The sequence below is a fragment of the Halomonas sp. KM007 genome, from assembly GCF_050709225.1.
Taxonomy (GTDB): Bacteria; Pseudomonadota; Gammaproteobacteria; order Pseudomonadales; family Halomonadaceae; genus Vreelandella; species Vreelandella hamiltonii.
On the sequence record NZ_CP136131.1, the window covers coordinates 2,896,641 to 2,917,041 of the forward strand.

Annotated in this window: 21 protein-coding genes; 9 read left to right on the top strand and 12 right to left on the bottom strand. The window is 62.3% G+C overall.

Annotated elements, in window-relative coordinates:
• Positions 1–17: 17 nt before the first annotated feature.
• Together RVM27_RS13655 and RVM27_RS13660 are read right to left on the bottom strand one after the other, a co-directional pair.
• Positions 18–497: a PRC-barrel domain-containing protein gene (locus RVM27_RS13655; RefSeq protein WP_016914695.1), complete on the bottom strand. Its 480-nt coding sequence runs from the start codon at positions 495–497 to the stop codon at positions 18–20.
• 96 nt (positions 498–593) lie between these two features.
• The gene (locus RVM27_RS13660; protein WP_016914694.1) at positions 594–791 is read right to left on the bottom strand and encodes a CsbD family protein; all 198 of its coding nucleotides are present in this window, start codon (positions 789–791) and stop codon (positions 594–596) included.
• 508 nt (positions 792–1,299) lie between these two features.
• Here RVM27_RS13660 and RVM27_RS13665 point away from each other — a divergent pair.
• Entirely contained in the window at positions 1,300–3,012 is a 1,713-nt protein-coding gene (locus RVM27_RS13665) for a DEAD/DEAH box helicase (RefSeq protein ID WP_287808610.1), read from the top strand.
• Between the two features lie 134 nt (positions 3,013–3,146).
• The gene (gene nfi / locus RVM27_RS13670; RefSeq protein WP_498956829.1) at positions 3,147–3,869 is read left to right on the top strand and encodes an endonuclease V; all 723 of its coding nucleotides are present in this window, start codon (positions 3,147–3,149) and stop codon (positions 3,867–3,869) included.
• On the opposite strand, the gene RVM27_RS13675 is transcribed toward nfi, so the two are convergent.
• Positions 3,853–4,563: a type 1 glutamine amidotransferase family protein gene (locus tag RVM27_RS13675; protein ID WP_498956830.1), complete on the bottom strand. Its 711-nt coding sequence runs from the start codon at positions 4,561–4,563 to the stop codon at positions 3,853–3,855. The two genes, nfi and RVM27_RS13675, sit on opposite strands and share 17 nt — an antisense overlap.
• A 112-nt stretch (positions 4,564–4,675) precedes the next feature.
• Between RVM27_RS13675 and tpx the strand changes: the two genes are divergently transcribed.
• Positions 4,676–5,179 carry a thiol peroxidase gene (gene tpx / locus RVM27_RS13680; RefSeq protein ID WP_096922459.1) on the top strand — a complete coding sequence of 168 codons (504 nt, stop codon included), beginning with the start codon at positions 4,676–4,678 and terminating at the stop codon, positions 5,177–5,179.
• On the opposite strand, the gene RVM27_RS13685 is transcribed toward tpx, so the two are convergent.
• Both RVM27_RS13685 and RVM27_RS13690 read right to left on the bottom strand, forming a co-directional pair.
• A complete protein-coding gene (locus RVM27_RS13685) occupies positions 5,176–5,844 on the bottom strand; it encodes a gamma-glutamyl-gamma-aminobutyrate hydrolase family protein (protein ID WP_039177020.1) in 669 nt (222 codons plus the stop codon). The genes tpx and RVM27_RS13685 overlap by 4 nt on opposite strands.
• Positions 5,837–6,835, bottom strand: coding sequence for an amidoligase family protein (locus tag RVM27_RS13690; protein ID WP_498938550.1), 999 nt, complete (start codon positions 6,833–6,835; stop codon positions 5,837–5,839). The genes RVM27_RS13685 and RVM27_RS13690 overlap by 8 nt, the downstream gene beginning before the upstream one ends.
• A 110-nt stretch (positions 6,836–6,945) precedes the next feature.
• Here RVM27_RS13690 and RVM27_RS13695 point away from each other — a divergent pair, with 110 nt between their 5' ends.
• On the top strand, positions 6,946–9,333 hold the full coding sequence (locus RVM27_RS13695; RefSeq protein ID WP_498956831.1) for a mechanosensitive ion channel domain-containing protein: 2,388 nt from the start codon (positions 6,946–6,948) through the stop codon (positions 9,331–9,333).
• On the opposite strand, the gene RVM27_RS13700 is transcribed toward RVM27_RS13695, so the two are convergent.
• Positions 9,301–9,738 (bottom strand): hypothetical protein, encoded by a 438-nt coding sequence (locus RVM27_RS13700; RefSeq protein WP_213262306.1) that lies wholly within the window; start codon positions 9,736–9,738, stop codon positions 9,301–9,303. The two genes, RVM27_RS13695 and RVM27_RS13700, sit on opposite strands and share 33 nt — an antisense overlap.
• 87 nt (positions 9,739–9,825) lie before the next feature.
• Positions 9,826–10,842: a J domain-containing protein gene (locus RVM27_RS13705; RefSeq protein ID WP_100730876.1), complete on the bottom strand. Its 1,017-nt coding sequence runs from the start codon at positions 10,840–10,842 to the stop codon at positions 9,826–9,828.
• A 220-nt stretch (positions 10,843–11,062) separates the two neighbouring features.
• Here RVM27_RS13705 and RVM27_RS13710 point away from each other — a divergent pair, with 220 nt between their 5' ends.
• From RVM27_RS13710 to RVM27_RS13730, 5 genes are all read left to right on the top strand, one after another.
• Complete coding sequence (locus tag RVM27_RS13710) at positions 11,063–12,484, top strand: hypothetical protein (RefSeq protein WP_016914685.1); 1,422 nt, start codon at positions 11,063–11,065, stop codon at positions 12,482–12,484.
• Between the two features lie 146 nt (positions 12,485–12,630).
• Positions 12,631–13,410, top strand: a complete 780-nt coding sequence (locus RVM27_RS13715) for a ThuA domain-containing protein (protein ID WP_016914684.1) — start codon at positions 12,631–12,633, stop codon at positions 13,408–13,410.
• The gene (locus RVM27_RS13720) at positions 13,407–14,456 is read left to right on the top strand and encodes a Gfo/Idh/MocA family protein (protein WP_287808602.1); all 1,050 of its coding nucleotides are present in this window, start codon (positions 13,407–13,409) and stop codon (positions 14,454–14,456) included. Before RVM27_RS13715 ends, RVM27_RS13720 begins: the two co-directional genes overlap by 4 nt.
• Positions 14,453–14,614, top strand: coding sequence for a hypothetical protein (locus RVM27_RS13725; protein WP_176212905.1), 162 nt, complete (start codon positions 14,453–14,455; stop codon positions 14,612–14,614). The genes RVM27_RS13720 and RVM27_RS13725 overlap by 4 nt, the downstream gene beginning before the upstream one ends.
• 102 nt (positions 14,615–14,716) lie before the next feature.
• Positions 14,717–15,706 carry a LacI family DNA-binding transcriptional regulator gene (locus RVM27_RS13730; RefSeq protein ID WP_498956833.1) on the top strand — a complete coding sequence of 330 codons (990 nt, stop codon included), beginning with the start codon at positions 14,717–14,719 and terminating at the stop codon, positions 15,704–15,706.
• Here the strand turns inward: RVM27_RS13730 and cdd are convergent.
• The 5 genes from cdd to deoC all read right to left on the bottom strand — a co-directional run bounded on the left by cdd (position 15,703) and on the right by deoC (position 20,380).
• Entirely contained in the window at positions 15,703–16,110 is a 408-nt protein-coding gene (cdd, locus tag RVM27_RS13735) for a cytidine deaminase (protein ID WP_081137722.1), read from the bottom strand. The genes RVM27_RS13730 and cdd overlap by 4 nt on opposite strands.
• A gap of 53 nt (positions 16,111–16,163) precedes the next feature.
• Positions 16,164–16,889 carry a purine-nucleoside phosphorylase gene (gene deoD, locus RVM27_RS13740; protein WP_016914679.1) on the bottom strand — a complete coding sequence of 242 codons (726 nt, stop codon included), beginning with the start codon at positions 16,887–16,889 and terminating at the stop codon, positions 16,164–16,166.
• 90 nt (positions 16,890–16,979) lie between these two features.
• Positions 16,980–18,224 (bottom strand): phosphopentomutase, encoded by a 1,245-nt coding sequence (locus RVM27_RS13745; protein WP_498956834.1) that lies wholly within the window; start codon positions 18,222–18,224, stop codon positions 16,980–16,982.
• A complete protein-coding gene (gene deoA / locus RVM27_RS13750; RefSeq protein WP_498956835.1) occupies positions 18,224–19,576 on the bottom strand; it encodes a thymidine/pyrimidine-nucleoside phosphorylase in 1,353 nt (450 codons plus the stop codon). Before deoA ends, RVM27_RS13745 begins: the two co-directional genes overlap by 1 nt.
• The gene (deoC, locus tag RVM27_RS13755) at positions 19,577–20,380 is read right to left on the bottom strand and encodes a 2-deoxyribose-5-phosphate aldolase (protein WP_498956836.1); all 804 of its coding nucleotides are present in this window, start codon (positions 20,378–20,380) and stop codon (positions 19,577–19,579) included.
• Between the last annotated feature and the right edge of the window lie 21 nt (positions 20,381–20,401).

The following is a 20,401-nucleotide window of genomic DNA, read 5'->3' on the forward strand; positions in this document are numbered from 1 at the left end:
GCTAAACAGCAAACGTATCAGTCGGAGCTGACGGCGTCACGGGCGGACTGCCAGGCACTTTGCGCGCCATCACGCGTGGTTTCCCAGGCATCGCGTGCGCCTGCCTTGGTTTGTTCCCACCAGTCGTGGTTGTAAGTAGGAAAGGCTTCCACTTCTTCAGACGTGGCTTGGAGCATGATCCGGTGCTCGGTATCGCCATCCGCTTCGGTGTGGGTTTCCAGCGTGAAGTGGTCGGTGCCGACAACGATTTCACGTCCGCCCAGCCCCAGTACAGAGCCGCTCTCTATGACCAGTGCAGTAATGCGCATCTCCTCATCGAAGAGAATGTTTTCCACCTCACCGATCTCTTCGCCGGAACCGCCCGCGAAGTAGACATCAGCATCCAGAATGTCTTCGGCTGAATACATACCCTGTGGCTCGGTCTGTGCGTGGGCGCCCATTGCCATGCTGCCCAGAAGTACCGTGCCGATAGCCGTTGTCAGTAGTGATTTACGCATAGCTTCTCTCCATGTTGCTATTGAATCAGCCAAATAGGCATCTATTGGAAAATGGATACGCATTGGCCTGCCTGTACAGCGCCAATGCCGAAACGATCAGAGGCCGTTGGCCCACTCGTCTGCACGGCGCTCGGCTTCTTCACGGGCCAGCCCGTATTTCTGCTGAAGCTTGCCCACGAGCTGGTCTTTCTTGCCGCCGATTTGCGTCAACTCATCGTCGGTCAATTCGCCCCAGCTGGAACGCGCCTTGCCTTTTACTTCGGTCCATTTGCCTTCGATCTGATCCCAGTTCATAGGCATCACTCCTTGAAGTTCGTGAACAACGTGAGGCACCTCTCAGGTTAGACCAATAGTGAAGAAGTGCAAGTTTCAGGATGATATCGGTTAAAGTAAAAAAGCTGGTCAGCTCACCAGTGGGGTGGTAGGATGCGCGCTCCTCGCATGTGTTGACCCCTCCATCACGACGGCAAGCGTTGATTCGGTCGCCTCATGGCACCAAGCCGAAACGTTTGCAGGAACATCCCCTCGACTGGATGTTCATTGCTGTGAAGATGGCGCGCCTCCAGCATTTCACCAGACGGGTGAAATCGGCGCAGTAAGGTCGCCACAGCGGTTGGCCCGCAGCGTGCGGTACTGCCAGCCGAATGCCAGGTGCGACCGGCGTCTCCGACTCCACTGATGACGATATCCGCTATGCGGAGCCTTGTTCTTTTGCTGCGCACCGTGACGTGCGGCATATGACAGAGTCAGAGACGCTTACGATGTTTTTTGCCGGTGATACCGGCCTACCAAGGTGTGATTAATGACCTCGATTTCTGTCACCTCGCCGAGCTTCGGTGATCTGGCTCTTTTGCCTGCCGTTCTGTCTGCTGTAGAAGCGCAGGGCTACGAAACTCCTTCGCCCATCCAGGCGCAGACCATTCCAGCATTGCTGGAAGGCCGCGATATGCTGGGTCAGGCACAAACGGGTACCGGTAAAACGGCTGCCTTTGCACTGCCGCTGCTGTCGCGTCTCGACATGCAGCGTCGCGAGCCCCAGGTACTGGTGCTGGCGCCTACCCGCGAACTTGCTCAGCAGGTTGCGGTTTCCTTTAGCAAGTATGGTCAAAACCTGCAGGGGCTCGAAGTGGCGACCCTGTGTGGTGGTCAAGAGTACCGTGAGCAGCTGGGCGCCTTGAAGCGCGGCGCTCAGGTCGTGGTCGGTACGCCCGGTCGTATCATCGACCACCTGGATCGCGGCAGCCTGAAGCTGGACGGTTTGTCTGCTTTGGTGCTGGACGAAGCTGACGAAATGCTGCGCATGGGCTTTATCGACGACGTAAAACGCGTGGTTGCCGATACCCCGAAAGATGCCCAGCGCGTGTTCTTCTCGGCCACGCTGCCGTCTGAAATCGAGCGCATCGTCAATCGCTATCTGGTCAACCCGGTCAAGGTGGCGATCGAATCGCGCACCACCACAGGTGAAAACATCGAGCAGCGCCTCGTGCGTGTGGACGGTGGTGCCAAGCTGGAAGCGCTGGCGCGTATTCTTGAAGTGGAGCCGGTGGATGCAGCCATCGTGTTCGTACGTACACGTGCTGCCTGTACCACACTGGTAGAGCAGCTGACGGCGCGCGGTGTCAACGCGGCTGGCCTGTCGGGTGACCTGGACCAGAGCCTGCGTGAGCGCACCATCACCCGCCTGAAGCGTGGCAAGGTCGATGTCCTGATCGCGACCGACGTCGCCGCTCGTGGTCTGGACGTTCCGCGTATCACCCACGTGGTGAACTACGACCTTCCCCAGGACGCCGAAGCCTATACGCACCGTATCGGTCGTACTGGCCGTGCGGGCCGCAGCGGTATCGCGATCACCTTCGCGGGCTTCCGTGAAGGCCGCAAGGTAGGCTGGATGGAGCAGGCAACGGGTCAGAAAATGACCGAAATGCCGCTGCCTGACGAAGCCGCTATTCGCGCCCACCGTGATGAAGTGTTCCATCATCGCGTTGTTGCCGCGCTGACGAAAGGTGCAGAAGAGCAGCGTGCCCTGGTCGAGCGTCTGGTGGAAGAGGGTCACGATGCCGTTGAGCTGGCCTGCGCGTTTGCCGCCATGGCCCGCGCCGACGAAGCGCCGATTGGTCGTCTTCAGGCACCGCGCAAAGAGCGTGCCCCGCGCGATGGCGCACCGGGCAAGCCGGGTGGTGCCCGCCGCGAGCGCTCCAGCGCGCCCAGCGAAGGCATGACCCGCTACCGTGTTTCCGTTGGCCATAAAGACGGTGTGAAGCCGGGTCAACTGGTCGGCGCGCTGGCGAACGAAGGCGGCATTGAAGGCGCGCGTATCGGTCGTATCGATATTCGCAACGCTTTCTCGGTCGTTGAACTGCCTAGCGGTCTGCCTTCCACGATTCTAGCGAAAATGGCTCGTGCCCGTGTGGCCGGTCGCCCGCTGGAAATCAGCGAAGACCGTGCGCCGGAGCGCGCCCCGCGCCGTCGTCGTGACGATGGCGATGCCCCGGTTCGCCGTCGCGAACGCGCATAACTCATTGCTAGGCGCTGGTTAGCGCCTAACCGATGAGTCACATCCCCCCTATGCCACTGGCCCCGTGCCTGCTGGCATAGGGGGATTTTTTTTGGCTACGCTAAATGTTCATTACCTGGATACAAGGAGCCTGCATGGACGCTGCGCTACACGAATGGAACCTGTCACCCAAACAGGCGATTGCGCTGCAGTCACAACTCGCCCAGCAGTTAGAGAGCCGTGACCGCATCAACCCGGTGAGGTATATCGCGGGGGTAGACATTGGCTTTGAAGAGGGCGGGGCGGTGACGCGGGCGGCAGTGGTGGTGTTGCAGTGGTTGCCAGAAGAGGCTCCGTATCTACCGGTGGTCGAGCAAGTGGTGCATCGCGAACCCACACGCATGCCCTATATTCCAGGGCTACTCTCCTTTCGCGAAATCCCCGCTGCGCTAGGTGCGTTTGCCAAGCTCAAGACTCAGCCACAGCTGGTGATGGTCGATGGCCAAGGCATCGCCCACCCCAGGCGGCTAGGGGTCGCGGCACATCTAGGGCTTTGGCTTGATCTACCTACCATCGGTATCGCCAAGTCACGGTTGACTGGTAAGCATGCAGAGGTTGGTGAAGCGCGGGGCGATTGGGTACCGCTCATGGCCGGGCAAGAGGTGATTGGTGCCGTAGTACGCTCGCGGGCGAACGTAAAGCCGGTATTCGTCTCGCCGGGGCATCGGCTTTCGCTGGATACCTCCCTTGAGTGGGTCATGCGCTGCCTGGGCAAGACCAAGCTGCCAGAGCCAACCCGCCTGGCCGACCGGCTGGCATCGCGGCGCGACCAAAAGCGAACGACAGCAACGCAAACGCGCACTACAGCATCGCGATGAAACGGGTCAGCAGGCGCGTGGCGTCGGGGGTCTCCGCGATGTCTTGCAGCAGTTGATCCGGGTCTTCACCCTGGTCGCGCAAGGCAGCGCGCTGGCGTTCGATATAAGCGCGCATCACCGGCGGTGAAAACTCGGGATGGAACTGAACGCTCCACTGGCGTGGCCCATAGCGCAGCGCCTGGTGGGCATCGTGGCAATTGTGCGCCAGGATGCTGGTGTCGGGGGGAAGCTGCATGACCGCCTGGGCATGGGTCAAGTGGGCCACGAAACACTCCGGGAGTTGCCCAAGCAGCGGGTCCTGGCGGCCTGCCTGGGTCAGGCGCACGCTGCGTGTGCCGGATTCACGCCCCGCCGGGTGGTAATCACTCACACCGCCAAATGCAGCGGCCATCAGCTGGTGGCCGTAGCATACGCCTAGCAGCGGCAGGTCGTCCGCCAGTGCCTGCTGTAACCAGGGCTTCAGCGCCTCGCTCCAGGGGAGCTGCTCACTGACCATGCTGTGGGAGCCGGTAATGATGGCTGCCACGATATCCTCCGGCGGCTGGCTGGTGAGGCGTGCATCCCATACGTCGAGGGTCAGGTGGTCGGGCAGGGCGTCCTGCACCTGGTCGATGAACAGCTGTTCGAAGTCTCCGTGCTGATCCACCACTTCGGGGAAGGCGTCGCCGGTTTTGATAATGACTACAGAGGCCATGGTGTTCTCGCTAGCGTGTCGCGATGGATGAGGGATAGCCGAATCAGGGAGTTCCACGGTAAGCTGGGCCACTGATCGTCATTCCCCTTTTACCATACATTAGGAGCTTGATATGCAACAGATTACGCGGGCAGGTCAACCCATGGATGTGGCGGGCACCTTACCGGCGGTGGGGCAGGATGCACCGGCCATGACGCTCACCAACGGCAGCCTGGAAGACGTTACCCTGGCGACCTATGCAGGCAAGCGTAAGGTGCTGAACATCATCCCCAGCGTCGATACGCCTACCTGTGCAACGTCGACGCGACGCTTCAATGAACTGGCCTCGTCGCTGGACAACACCGTGGTGCTGGTGGTGTCTGCCGACTTGCCGTTTGCGGCCAAGCGTTTTTGCGGTGCCGAAGGGCTGGACAACGTGGAGACGCTCTCGACGTTCCGCCACCGCGAATTTCAGCAGGACTGGGGCGTGGCGCTATGCAACAGCAACATGGAAGGGCTCTGCGCTCGTGCCGTGGTGGTGCTGGATGCCGAGGATCGGGTGCTGCACAGCGAGCTGGTCAGCGAGTTGAAGAACGAGCCTGATTACGACGCGGCATTGGCTGCACTGAAAGGCTAGCGGGGCGCCTTGGCCGCCTTCACCAGCGCACGTATCAAACGCTGCTGGGGGCGGTTGAAAATCAGCCACTCCGGGTGCCACTGAACGCCTATCAGGAACGCATGCTCCGTGGACTCGATGCCCTGCACCAGCCCATCGCGGTCACGCGCCACGATCCGAATGCCCTTGCCTGCCCGATTGACCGCCTGATGATGAAGGCTATTCACGCGACACCAGGTCACTCCCAGCAAGCGATAGAGCTGGCTGTCGCCCACGATGTCGACGGTTTTGCGGGGCAGTACCGTGCGGCGGCGCTTCAAGCCTTCGTGGGTGGTGTAAATGTCGGGGTCCAGGCTGCCGCCCAGATGCACGTTGATCAACTGCGCACCTCGGCAGATGCCCAGTACTGGCGTATGGCGAGGTATGAAGCGCTTCAGCAGGTCGAGTTCCAGCTCGTCACGAGCCGGGTCCAGGCGCACGTCCAGCTGGACTTCGCCGCCGTACAGGTGGGCTTGAATGTCGTCCCCGCCGCCAATGATCAGGCCGTCCAGATGCTCCGGCAAAGGGCGGGAAGGGGAAAGGCGTAGCGGCCTGCCGCCGTGACGCCAGACGGCAAACCAGTCGAAGCACCAGGCAAGCTGGCTTTTGTAATCCGAGGTCGTGATGCCGATCAGGGGTCTAGGCATGGCCAAACAGTCTGCGCTTGAGGCGCTGCCACCAGGGCTGGCGCTGTTCGACCATGTACTCCTGGCAGCGGGCGTGAAGGTTGTCCTGATCGTGGGCCAGCTTCTCTACCTCCACCCAGCGGTTCCACTCCATCACGCTGCCCCAGCCCGGCTGCGACAGCTGCGCATTGGGCAACCGATAATGGAAGGTGGGCCGCGGCTTGGTCAACTGGCCGTGCAGTAGCGGATGAGGGTGCTCTGGGCGCAGGTGGGCAAACAGCGGCAGCAGGTCCAGCTCGCGGTTACGGGTAGGGTTATCGGCCAGGTAGTCGTCGATGAAGGTGTCGAGATCCGGCTGGTAACGCAGATCCAGCACCTTGCGGGCGTACTCCTTGGGAAACGGGTTGGCGTGCGGCAGCATCTCTCGGGTGATATCCACCTTGATTTCCTGGCGTAGCCAACTGGCCAGCAGCAGGTAGGCGCGTAGCATGTCGAGCAGGTAATCGACCTCGCCGCGCTCGATCTCAGGGTTCAGGTGCAGGCCGAAGCCGTACAGCAGGCTGGCATCGGTGCCTTTGGCGCCTTTTTCCCGCAAGGTGTCGAACAAGGTGTCCAGCGCTTCGAGCTCTTCCCAGGGGATGGGAGGGCAGACGATTTCGGTGGGCACCAGGCCGGTCACCATGTCACCGATCAGTTCACGGGTCTTTTGGTGAAATTCCAGCCGCCGCTGATGCTGTTGGCGAGCCCACTCGCTGTCACTGTCCTGCTGTGCGTCCAACAACGTCTGGTCTGGATGGGCGTATTGAGTATCCAGTTCGATCTCGAACGCTCCCCAGCGTGTGTCGGCCACCTGTAGCCGATGGGGGCTGACCACGTTAAGCTCACCACCAAACAGTGCCTGCACCACCTCGGCCGTCTCGCGAGGGGGAAGCCCGGCAAACTCGATTTCGACGCCTACGCGTCGGGTCTGGCCGTCCGGGTTCAAGCGTTGGGGAGGAGCCTGCAGCGTCATCTCGATGTCCTGGAGGTGAACGTTTGTAGGTTTAGCCTATCATAATCACACGCTTAGGCTGAGCACGAGAAAAGACACGATTCAACAGTCACTTTCCACGGGAGTCACGCGTGCGACAGCACTGGATAACCAGCATCGTTCTAGGGGCGCTACTCAGCCTGATGATCAGCGTCACCGCACACGCCCAGAGCGTCTCGCTTCCCACGTTGGGGGGCAGTAGTGGCAGCCAAGAGCAGCCGGACGTCACCAGCGAAAATTTCCAGCGCTCCTTGAGCGACGTCATTGGCATGCTCGAAAGCGAGGATCAGCGCCGTGCGCTGCTGGACTCGCTGCGTGAGCTGCAGCTGAGTACCGAGGCCGTGGAAGACGACGGCGTGGTGCGCCAAGGGCTGCTGGGCGCCTTGGCTGATACGCTTTCCGACATCGGTGAACAGGCCCAGGCCGGGGATTCGCCCATCGACGAGTGGTCACGGCAACTGGTCCAGGGCGTCGAGGATCTGCGCGCTCTGAATGCCGGGGCCGAGCAGCGGGATGCTGTCCGAGCCGTAGCAGAAGGTACCCTGCTGGCCGTTATCTGGAGTGGCCTGCTGGTGGCGATGATTGCCTTTGGTCGCGTCGTGGCCAAGCGGCGTCATTGGCCGCTGGACCTGCCCCGGGACCCCAAGGCCTGGCTGTTGGCGGTCCACTTCTTGCGGCGCATGCTGCCCTGGGCGCTGGCTTTCGTCATTACACTAGGAGTCGGCCAGCTGCTGCCTTACAGCCCCGGCCGCGCCCTGGTGCTGGTGGTGGCCTATATCTGCCTGTGTGGTCGAGCGCTGTCGGTGGTGTTCGAAACGGTGATAGCGTTCTTCAGTCGCGGGCATCGTTTTACCGCCGTGCAAGTATTACAGCACAAGGCGTTGCGGGGGCTGTTCGTCATCGGCGCGCTGATTGCCTTGGGCGACGCCGTCAACTCTACCCGCCTGATGGAGTTGCTGGGCACCGAGCTGTCGGGGCTGGTGTCGGTGCTGGCCAACATGCTGGCGGCGCTGCTGTCGGCGCGTTTCATCTTCAAATTCCAGCGCCCCATTCGTCACCTCATCTGTAACCGGCCTTACAAGCAGCGCCGCGATGCCAGTACGGCCGTGGAAATGATCCGTGCGCTGGGTGGGCTATGGCACATTCCTGCCCTGCTGATGGTGGGCGGCTCGCTGCTGGCCATTTTCATTACCGTCGGGGATGTGGGCACGGCGCTGGCACGCTCGATCATTTCCGCCAGTCTGCTGGTGCTGACCCTGGTGATTACCGGGCTGCTGCGTCGCCAGGAAGAGCGCTTGGGCAAGCGGCGCCATCGCCGTCGCTTTAGCCAATATCGCAAGCGACTCGAGCGGTTTGGCTTCGTACTGGCGCACCTGAGCGCCTGGATGATTTTTGCCGAGCTTTCCATGCAGGTATGGGGAGGCTCGCTGTTTGGGCTTGGCCAGCAGGCCGTGGCCAGTGCGCGTATTGGCCAGGCGCTGGTCAGCCTGGGGGCCACCGTGCTGTTGGCATGGCTGGTGTGGATTTTTGCCGATACCGCCATTCAGCGGGCGCTGACTTCCTCCGCGCGTTCACGGGGGCGGCGCGTCAACCAGGCTCGCGCACAAACCATCACGCCGATGATCCGTAACGTGATTTTCGTCACCATCCTGATCATTGCGGTGATTGCTGGCTTGGCCAACCTTGGGGTCAACGTCACGCCGCTGCTGGCCGGTGCCGGTGTGATCGGTCTGGCGGTGGGGTTTGGCGCGCAAACCCTGGTGCAGGATTTGATCACCGGCATCTTCATCCTCATCGAGGACTCCTTGGCGGTGGATGACTTCGTCACCATCAATACGCACATGGGCACCGTCGAAGGGCTGACGTTGCGGACGGTCAGGCTGCGTGACCTGGACGGCGTGCTGCACATCATCACCTTCAGTCGTATCGAATCGATCCACAACATGTCGCGCCAGTTCGGTATTGCCTTGATGCGGATTCGCATTCCCTATGACATGAAAATCGATGACGCCATCACGCTGATGCAGGAAACGGCTCAGGAATTGCGCAAGGACCCGATGATGCGTCACTACATCTGGTCGCCGCTGGAGATGCAGGGGGTACAGGCCTTCGAAGATGGCTGCCCGATATTACGGATGCGCTTCCGCACCGCTCCTGAAATGCAGTGGGACGTGTCACGCGCCTTCAATCTGCTGCTGAAGCAGCGCATGGAAGCCCAGGAAATCGACTTGGGTGTACCGCGGCTCAGCGTGCGCATGGAGGCTCGCTCCGAGGCCCGTGGCGACGAGCCCCATGGTACCGACATGACGCTGCAGCGCCGCCAGCAGGGCGACCTGGATGCGCCGCAGCATACCCCTGAGCCCCCTAAACCAGCGCCCAGGCCCACCGAGGCCGAAATCCGCCGTGACGAGCGGCAGCGCCCTGAAGGTTCAACGACTGCGCCGCCGCTATCTCGATCCCAGCCCAAGCCCCAGACTTAGCGCAATGCCAATGGCCAGCCCCAGGCCTGTTCCCAGCGCAAATAGCGTGACCAGCAGCCAGGGGCCGCGCAGCCCTCGCCAACGGTTATATAGCGAGACGGCGTGGCTGACTCGGTCGACCAGTTCGTCATGGCGTGAAATGGCGTGGTCGGGAGGCAATGAAAAATCATTGGCCACGTCACCTTGCCAATGTGCTCCGTGGGTCAATCCAAGGCGCGCGCGCAGGCGGCCGATGTCGCTCAAGGTGCCGTGCAGCGCATCGTAGGTTTCACGGTGCGGGGTCACCGTCAGTACCGAGGTGGCGTCCTGGCGCAGGGCGCTGTTGGGGCAGCGCGCCACGGCGGTGTCGATCTGCTGCTCATTGGCATTGGGGGGCAGGTTCAGGCGTTGATAAAGGTCGCGCATAATCCGGTGTCGGTCTCGTCACAATGGACACAGTGGAAGGTCGTGGTTTCAGCATGGCGGGCAGCATACGTCGCTGCCCCGTGACGCTTAGTAAGTTTGCATCAGATAATCATACGCGTTTTTGATGCGCTGAAAACGCGCCGAGGCCAGCGCCACCTGATGCTCGCTTTCCGAATAGAAGCGGTCGGGGTGATGCAGCTGCGCCATGCGTCGATAGGCCTTGCGCACCTCTGTCTTGCTGGCGCCGGGCGTCAGCCCCAGCACGGCCAGTGCCCGGGTGGTACGGTCGGGTGGCGGGGGAGGATTGGTCGCGCGCTGGTAACGCTCGCGGCGTGCCTGTTCTGCCCGGGCCTGCTCCTGCTGTCGGCGGGCGTGCTCACGACGCGCCTGTTCGGCGCGAGCCTGCTCCTGGCGCTGCTGCTCTGCACGTGCGTGCTCCTGGGCTTGCTCGGCACGCTGCCTGGCCTGGCGCGCTTCCTCCTTACGCTGCTGTTTTTGCTGTTGGCGCTGGGCGCGCGCATGCTGCTTGTCGGCCTTGGCACGCTGCTGCTGTTCGGCCTGTGCCTGGGCGGCCTGTGCTCGCTCGGCGGCCTGGGCTTCCTGCTCGGCCTTGTGGGCGTAATACGCCGGGTCGTGCACCTGCCAATAGGCATCGCGGCTAGGGTCTTCCGGAGCTCGCAGCGGCTTGCCGGTCAGTTCCTGAAACAGGGTGTTCAGGGTCGCGGGCACTACGTTCAGCAGGTCGGCCAGAAAGCGCAGAATATAGTGGTTGGCCAGTGACAGCTCGCCATCGTCGGTAGCCACTGTGATGGCCTGGTGCATCACGCTGAGACTGCGCTCCCTGGAGCACTCTTTGCGCACGACTTCGGCGGCCAATTGAATGGCGTGAAGGTCCTGGCTATGGGCAATGCTCATGATCGGCCCCAGCTCGTGCCCATGGCGAAACTGCGCGCTGACCTGGGCCAGCCGACGTCGGCGTTGCCCCTCGGAAACGTGCTGACGATGCACGAGCACCCAGCCAAGCAGCAGTAGCGTGGCCGTATCCACTTGGCTTCGGCTTTTTAGCAGCAGCAGCTCAAAGGGTGAAAAACGGGCGATGGGCATCCCTGGGCTCCAAGGCGAAGAAGTAAAGCGCTGATCCATGCCATGCGCTGCATGGCGCGGTCTTCACGGCACAGTCTTCATGGTACAGTCCTCATGGCGCAGCCTTGATGGTATGGCTCTGGTATCAAGGTGCGCTGGCAGACGACGCTCTGCCAGCCGTACTCGCGAGCTCATCATGGTATATCATCGAGTCTGGCATGAAAGCAGGAGATAAGTGAGGGTGATCAACGTTGAACGTAAAAATAGCTTCCAACTGCGCTTGTCTCGACGGCTGAAGGAAGAGACCTCACATACGCTGGATGTGTACTTGTTCGTGCCCCAGGAGCTGGGGCTGAGTACGCACATCATCTCCGAAGAAGTATTTTATCACGCTGCCATCAACGTCTCGCGCACTTACTACAGCGACGAGTACCATCTGCCGCTGGTGCATAGCCGCCTGGCCAGCCGTAACCAGCTGGGCAGCGACTCCTACCGCTTGAGCCTCAGTCTCTACGCCTACCAGTACGTGGTGGCCCTGGAGCGCACCACCCAGGGCATGCTCTCCACGGCCCGTAAACTGCGTCGCCTGCAGGGTGAGGAGAAGAGCAGCACCCACGACAAGGCGAACGAGCTTTATGACCAGCTGGTCGAGATGAGCGACCTGAGCGACGGCATACTCAAGCGCTTGCGGCGTAACCCGCCCACCGATGAACGGCTCTATAAATACTTTGCCAATATCGACAACTATCTTTCCTGGTTCACCGAGCAGCAGCTGTTGGCGCTGGTGGCCCACATGCCCAAGGGCGGGAAATTCAGCGAGGTCAAACGACGCCTGGTGACTATCTGCCACCGTGAAGGCGAGTACCGCGAGCAGCAGGAGTACAACGCCGAGCGCGTACGCGATGACCCCACTCGCATGTCCAACAAGATGCGCCTGCTGCGACGGCTGATCGAGTACCCGATCACGCTCAAGCAGCGCTCGCTGGAGCTGGGTAGCGGCGAACAGAAAGCCGTCAAGGCCCTGGCCACCGCGGTGGTCATGGCCTTCGTGTCGTTGGGGGTACTGCACCTGCGCGACGTGATTGGCGACATCACCGCACTGTTCGTGCTGGCCATGGCGCTGCTCTACGCCATGCGCGAAGTGTTCAAGGACGACCTGCGCAATACCCTATGGCGATGGCTGAGAAGAGGCCGACCCAAGTGGCGGCGACAATACATCGACCCTACCCACAATGCGCTGGTCGGTCGGCAGCTCGAATGGTTCGACTACAAGCGCTATACCGCCCTCGACCAGGACATACAGCAGATGCGGCGGCGCACGGTGGCCCAGCGCGAAGAGGTGGTCATGCACTATCGCTCCAGCTCGCGCATGTCCCCCACACGCTTCTTGAGCGGCTATGAGCATACCCGCGAAACCCTGAGCATAGACCTCTCCATGCTGACCCGCCTGATGAGCAAGGATAAGCACCATATCTATCGCCTGAAAGAGGGGCAGGCGGTGCGGGAAAGTGTCGAGCGCCGCCACCTGTTCAACCTGGTGGTGCGCGAAACGGGCAGCGAAGATGCCCCTTACCTGGCGCGCTGGAAAGTCGTGGTCAGCCGCTCGGGCATCGTGGATGTCGAGCGCGTCGCCGAGAACCGCCCCGACGAAGCCCCGGTCTGAAAAGCAATAGAACCTGACGCCAGCGCGTCGGTGGTGTTCGACTAAAATCCAATAAGTAAACGTTTACTCTTATTGAGTAAACGTTTACTTTTATCCTCAGCGCTCACGCTCGTGAGCAAGCACCTCTCAACGCTGAGGAGAACGACATGACACTCCGAGTCACCGTATGGGGCGAAAACGTCCACGAACAAACCAACGACGTAGTGGCGCGTATTTACCCCACCGGCATGCACCAGTGCATCGCCGACGGGTTGAATGAAGCGGAAGCGCTAACGGCCACGGCGGTCACGCTGCAAGACCCGGCGCAGGGGCTTGACGAAGAGACGCTGGAGAATACCGACGTGCTGCTGTGGTGGGGCCACGCCGCCCACGGCGACGTGCTGGAAGAGACCGTCGACCGCGTGCAAACGCGCGTGCTGCAGGGCATGGGCTTGATCGTGCTGCACTCCGGCCACTACTCGAAAATCTTCAAACGCTTGATGGGCACTACCTGCTCACTGAAGTGGCGAGAAGCCGGCGAGCGTGAGCGGCTCTGGGTGGTGAACCCTGGCCACCCCATCGTGCAAGGGCTCGGGGATTACATCGAACTGCCCCATACCGAAATGTACGGCGAACCCTTTGCGGTGCCCAACCCGGACGAGGTGATTTTCATCAGTGCCTTCGAAGGCGGCGAAGTGTTCCGCTCCGGCCTGACCTACAAGCGCGGTAACGGCAAGATTTTCTACTTCCGTCCCGGCCACGAAACCTACCCGATCTACTACGACGAGCAGGTAAAGCGGGTGCTCAAGAACGCCGTGGTCTGGGCGCAGCCGGAAGGCTCCCGGTGGATCGACAGCTGCCCCAACGTCCCCGCCGACCAGGCGCCCAACCCGGTCGAGATCAAGGGAGAAAGCCTGCACAAACCCGGTGAGGAGGGCTTCAAATGATCCGTATTGCGATTATTGGCGCGGGCAGCATGGCGGGGGAGCACGCCAAGCACTATGGCCGACTCGAAGGCGTCGAAGTAGTTGCCGTATGCGACCGTGATTTCACCAAGGCGCAGGCCTTCGCCGAGCGCCATGGCATTGCCGATGTGTACCAGTCGCTGGACGACATGCTGGCCCGCGACGATATTCACGCGGTGAGCAATGTCACTCCGGATGGCGTGCACAAGGCCACGTCGCTGGCGGCCATTGCGGCGGGTAAACACATCCTGTGTGAAAAGCCCCTGGCCACCAATGCCGAGGATGCCCACGAGATGGTCGCTGCCGCCCAGGCCGCCAAGGTCATCAACATGGTCAATCTGAGCTACCGTGACGCCCCCGCCATTCAGCACGCCCGAGCGCTGATTACCGGCGGCGCCATCGGCACCGTTCGCCACGTGGATGCCAGCTATCGCCAGAGCTGGCTGGTAAGCAACGCCTGGGGGCGCTGGGATGAGGATAGCCAGTGGCTCTGGCGGCTCTCGGAAGCCCACGGCAGTAAAGGCGTGCTGGGCGATGTGGGCGTGCATATCGTCGATTTTGCCAGCTTCCCGGTGGGTGATATCACCCGCGTCAACTGCGAACTCACCTGCTTCGACAAAGCCCCGGGCAACCGCATCGGCGACTACCTGCTGGATGCCAACGACACGGCGCTGATGCGCGTGCGCTTTGCCAACGGCGCCATGGGCACGATTCAGGCGACCCGCTGGGCAACTGGGCACCACAACTCGCTGACGCTGAGCGTTCACGGCGACAAGGGGGCGATCCGCGTGGATCTCGATGCCTCCAAGGATGAAGTTCAGGTATGTCTGAACGATGACGTGCATCCCGCTCGCTGGAGCACCGTCAAGGCGCCGCCCACGCCCAGCATCTACCAGCGCTTTATCGAGAGCATTCGCACTGGGGAAAACGACCAGCCCGACTTTACCCGGGGCGCGGCCATTCAAACCGTGCTGGATGCCTGTTTCGTTTCCAGCCTGGAAGACCGCAGCCTGGCAATTGCCAGTTGATCAGCAGATTTCATCTGACCGCCGAAGCCCAGCAGAAAGCCCACGCCATCGAGTTTGGCCGTAACCCCACGTGCCCGGTACTGTATGAGGATGACGAGGTGCTGGCCGTGCAGCAGCTGGAGGGAGAACTCTCGCGCCTGGGAAGACGCGGCTGGTAACGCAAGGGCTTGGCTAGCACGGGGTTGCTTGCCCAGGGGGCGGCGATTTTCCGCCCCGCTTTTTGTACAATCAAACCCCCCCAACGGCGGCTGAGGCCAGGCATGAAACAGCACACATCGAGCGCACCGGCGGCGACCATCCGCGAAATTGCCCGGCGTGCCGAGGTATCCATCGCGTCGGTCAGCCGAGCCTTGAACGGCAAGCCCGGGCTGAGCGACGCGCTGCGCGAGCGGATTCTGACCATCAGCCGTGAGCTGGCCTATCAACCCAGCGCCGCCGCCCGCCAACTGATCAGCGGTAAGGCAGCGGTGGTGGGGATCTCCCTTGGGCGGCAGGATATCGAGCTGCGGCCTTACTACATTCTGCTCTACCAGCACCTGACCGTGGCCCTGCACCAGCAAGGCATGGTACCGGTGTTTTTTCACCACGATCAGACCCATGAGCTGCCCGAGCGGGCAGGAGCCGCGATCTTGCTGGGCGAAACGGCAGAAGATGCCAGGCCAGGCCTTCTGCAGGCAGCGGGCGTTCCCTTCGTACGAATAGGCAACGCAGGAGACGGCTTTTCGGTGGCTCCGGACGATGTCTCGGGCATTTACCAGATGACGCAGCACCTGATAGAACAGGGGCGAACGCGGATTGCGTTTGTGGGGGGAGAGCTGGACGTGCCGCGGCCTCTCAGCCGCCTTTCCGGATATCAGCGTGCCGTCACCGAAGCGGGGCTCAGCGAGCAGTTGATCAGCCTGCCGCATCGGCTGACCTCGGACTCCCTGACCAGCTATCGCCAGCTCAACCGCCTGCTCAAGGAGCGCCCAGACGCATCCTTGCCCTTCGACGGGATGGTCTGTGCCACCGACGAGCTGGCGCTGGGCTGCGTGGCCGCCCTGGAAGACAGCGGTATTCGTGTGCCCAGCGAGGTAGCCGTCACCGGCTTTGACGACCTGCCTACTCTGGCCACGGGGTTGACCACGGTACGCCAGGACATTGCCGCCATTGCGACGATGAGCGTGGAGCTGCTGGGCGATGCGTTGGCAGGAAAAGCGCCCCGGCACGTGTCGCTGCCGGTGGCGCTAGTGCTGCGGGAAACTGCTTAACGCCCCGGCAGCTGCTCCGGCCCAAAAGCGTCGGGCAGCAGGCTGTCCATGGTGTAGGTTTTCAACACCTCGCCCTGTTTGGAGAGCACCATGATTTGCGTGCTGGGGGTGGCGAATTCGCGGATGCGCTGGCGGCAGTCGCCGCAGGGCGTGCAGAGGTGCTCGCCGGGGCCCATCACGTAGACCTTGGCCAGCTCGCGCTGGCCAGCAGTAACCATGGCAGAAATCGCCGAGGCTTCGGCACACAGCCCTTTGTAGTGGGCGACTTCCACGTTGCTACCGGCAAACTGCTGGCCGTCGGGGCACTCCATCACCGCCGCCACGGGGTGGTTGGAGTAGGGCGCGTAGGCGTTGCCCAGGGTGGTCAGCAGCGTGTCGACCAATGCCTGATCCGCGTGGCTCATGGCGCTATTCTCTCTCTGTGTTCAGGATGTCTATGGGCTCAAGACGCCGGGCATTACGCCTTGGCGGCGTCATCGCGCAGAACGGTGTCGAGGGCAATCACCATCATGTCGTTAAAGGTCGTTTGGCGGTCGGCGCTGGAGAGCGAGTCACCTTTCAGAATGTGGTCGGAGACGGTGCAGATGGTCAGTGCACGGGCACCGAACTCGGCGGCCACGCCGTACAGGCCTGCGGCTTCCATCTCGACGCCGACGATGCCGTAACGCTTCATCAGCTCGGCCATGTCGGTCTGCGGGTTGTAGAACAGGTCCGCCGAGAAAATGTTGCCGACTTTCACGGCGACGTTCTGTGCTTTGGCGGCCGCCACGGCGTGGCTGGCCAGCTCGAAGTCGGCAATGGCGGCCAGGTCGTGGTCATTGAAGCGCATGCGGTTCACTTTGGAGTCGGTGCTGGCACCCAGCCCGATCACCACGTCGCGCACGTTGACATCGTCACGTACCGCGCCGCAGGAGCCCACGCGGATGATCGACTTCACGCCGTAATCGGTAATCAGCTCTTTGGCGTAAATGGACACGGAGGGGATGCCCATGCCGTGGCCCATGACGGAAATCTCGCGGCCTTTGTAGGTGCCGGTGTAGCCGAACATGCTGCGCACGTCGTTGACCTGGCGCACGTTCTCCAGGTAGGTGTCGGCGATGTACTTGGCGCGCAGCGGGTCGCCAGGCATCAGGACGGTATCGGCGAAATCGCCCATTTCGGCGTTGATATGCGGGGTAGCCATGAAACTCTCCTCTCTGAACAGGGAGCCTGAACCCCGCCGTGCGGGGTTCAGGCCGTGCACGTTGACGTGCCAGTGATGCGTTATCGGCGCTTAGGCCGCGTCAGGTAAAAAGCTCTCGCCGTCGGCCATGGCGTCTACGGCGAAGAACGCCGCAAGGGTTTGGCCAATGTCGGCAAAGGTGCCGCGCTCGCCCAGCGGGCCGGGGGCGAAGCCTGCGCCGCGTACCATGATCGGCACGTATTCGCGGGTGTGCTCGGTGCCTTCCCAACTGGGGTCGCAGCCGTGGTCGGCGGTGAGCAGCAGCAGGTCGTCGTCATCGAGGGCTGCCAGCAGCTCCGGCAGGCGGGCATCGAAGTGCTCCAGCGCGGCGGCGTAGCCTGGTACGTCCCGGCGATGACCGTAGACCGAATCGAAATCCACGAAGTTGGTCATGATCATGGTCGGGCGGTCGCTGGTTTCGTTGGCGGTGCGCGCGACTTCCGCCAGGGTGGCATCCATCAGGGCATCGTGGCCGCTGGCCTTGACCTTGTGGGTAATGCCGCAGTGGGCGTAGATGTCGGCGATCTTGCCAATCGACACCACTTCGCCCCCGGCATCGGCGAGCTTTTGCAGCACGGTGGGGCTGGGCGGCTCGACGCTGTAGTCGCGGCGGTTGCCGGTGCGCGCAAAGCTTTCGCGGTCGTCGCCGATAAACGGGCGGGCGATGACGCGGCCAATGTTGTAGGGCTCCAGCAGCTCGCGGACGGTTTCGCACAGCGCATAGAGGCGCTCCAGGCCGAAGTGCTCCTCATGGGCGGCAATCTGGAACACGGAGTCGGCCGAGGTGTACACGATCGGCTTGCCGGTGGCGATATGCTCTTCGCCCAGGCGAGCGATGATCTCGGTGCCTGAGGCGTGGCAGTTGCCGATCACGCCGGTCAGCTCGGCGTCACGAATGATGGCGTCCAGCAGTTCCAGGGGAAAGCTGTCGGTTTTATCGAGGAAGTAGCCCCAGTCGAAACGCACCGGCACACCGGCAATTTCCCAGTGGCCGGAAGGGGTGTCCTTGCCGCTGGAGATCTCTTTGGCGTGGGCGTAAGCGCCCGTCAGTTGGTCGGGCAAACTGACGCCTTCAGCCACGCTGCCAGTGGCGTCGCGGTGGGCGTGGAACAGGCCTAGCGCGGCCATGTTGGGCAGCGACAATGGGCCGGAACGCTCGGCGGTGTCGGCTTCGCCACGGGCACAAGCGGCGGCGATGTGGCCCAGAGTATCTGACCCCTGGTCGCCAAAGGTGGCGGCATCGGGGGCGCTACCGATCCCGAAAGAGTCGAGTACCAGGACGATGGCGCGGCGCATCAGGCTTCTCCTCGGAAGGTCTCTTGCAACAGGGTGTCGGCGGTGGCGTCGGCATCGCCAATGGTGACCGCCGCACGGAGCTGAGCAGCGGCACGGGCCGCGGCCTCTTCCGTGCGGGCGTGGACGATGGCCAGCGGGCGCTGGCTGTCGACACGGTCGCCGATTTCGACGATGTCGCTAAAGCCCACGCTGTGATCGACGCTGGCATCGTTACGCAGGCGGCCGCCGCCCAGCTCCACCACGCTCATGCCGACGGCGCGGGTATCGAAACGCTGCACGATACCGCTCTGCTCGGGGTAGACCGCTTGAACGACCGGGGCGGTGGCCAGGTAGCTGTCCGAACGCTCCATGAAGTCGGCGGGGCCGCCCAGTTCGCGCACCATACGGGCGAAGACTTCCGCCGCTGCGCCAGAGGTCAGCGCTTTGTCCAGCTTGGCGAGGGCTTCTTCGCGGTTGGCCACCAGTTTGCCCGCAATCAGCATTTCAACGGCCAGTTCGCGGGTGACCTGCATCACGCGGCTGTTGGCTCGCTCGCCGCGCAGCAGCGCCAGGGTTTCGACGATTTCTACCGCGTTACCGGCACACGGGGCCAGCGGCTGGCTCATGTCGGTGAGCAGGGCGGTGGTGGGTGTGCCTGCCTGAGTGGCCACGTTGGCGATGCTTTTGGCCAGTTCGCGGGACTTTTCCGGGGTGGGCATGAACGCGCCGCTGCCCACTTTGACGTCCATTACCAGGGCGTCCAGGCCAGAGGCCAGCTTTTTACCCAGAATCGAGGCCGTGATCAGCGGGATGGACTCCACGGTGGCGGTGACATCACGCACGCCGTAGATGCGCTTGTCGGCCGGGGCGAGGTTGCCGGTTTGGCCGATGATCGCCACGCCGGTGGATTTCACCACCTCACTGAAGCGTTCGGGGGCGGGGTAGGGGTCGTAGCCGGGGATCGACTCCAGCTTGTCCAGGGTACCGCCGGTGTGGCCCAGGCCCCGGCCGGAAATCATCGGTACGAAGGCGCCACAGGCTGCGACCCACGGGCCCAGCACCAGCGATACCAGATCACCCACGCCACCGGTGGAGTGCTTGTCCACGATGGGGCCGGGCAGGTTGAGCGAATCCCACTGCATCACGTGGCCAGAATCGCGCGTCGCGGTGGTCAGCGCCACGACTTCTTCGCGGCTCATGCCATTCAAAAAGACCGACATGGTGAAGGCGCCGATCTGCGCATCGCTGATACGGTCATCGGCGATGCCCTGCACGAATGCCTTGATCTCTTCAACGGGCAGCGGCTGGCCGTCGCGCTTCAGGCGAATCAGTTCTTGAGGGAGCAGCGCGTGGTGAGAAGCGTTGGACGACATTTAGTAGCCTCCGTTGGTGATGGAGAGCAGCGCCGCGTCAGCGCCACCGTCGAGTGTGTTCAACAAGTTGCCCAGCAGGCTGGAGGCGCCAAACCGGAAGTGTGCCGGGGTGACCCACTGCGGTCCCATGATGTCGGCTGCCAACGCCAGGTACTCAGCGGCTTCTTCTGCGCTGCGTACGCCGCCGGCGGCTTTGAAACCAACGTCTTTGCCGCTGGCCTTGATGGCCTTGAGCATGATCTCGGCGGCTTCCAGCGTGGCATTGACCGGCACTTTTCCGGTCGAGGTCTTGATGAAATCCGCGCCACCTTCGATGGCCAGCTCACTGGCACGTTGGATCAGCGCAGGGTTCTTGAGTTCGCCGGATTCGATGATGACTTTCAGCAATGCCTGGCCACCACAGGCGGCCTTGCACATTTCCACCAGCTCGCGGCCAGTCTCTTCATCGCCTGCCATCAAGGCGCGGTAGGGGAACACCACGTCGACTTCATGGGCACCCGATGCCACGGCTTCGCGGGTTTCACGGGCCGCGCTCATGATGTCATCGCCTCCATGGGGGAAGTTGGTGACCGTGGCGATCTTGACCTGGTCATCCAGCTTGTGGGCGCTCAGCGCACGGGCTGCCGTGACGATGAACGAGGGGTAAACGCACACCGCTGCCGGGTGGCCGTAGGGGGTCTTGACCTGCTGGCACAGTGCTTCGATCACGCTGTCGGTGTCGCTGTCGTTCAGGCTGGTGAGGTCCATTAACGTCAGGGCGTGACGGGCGGCCTGGATAAGCGGGGGGGAAGCGGTGGCAGTCATGAAGTTCTCATTAATCGGTAA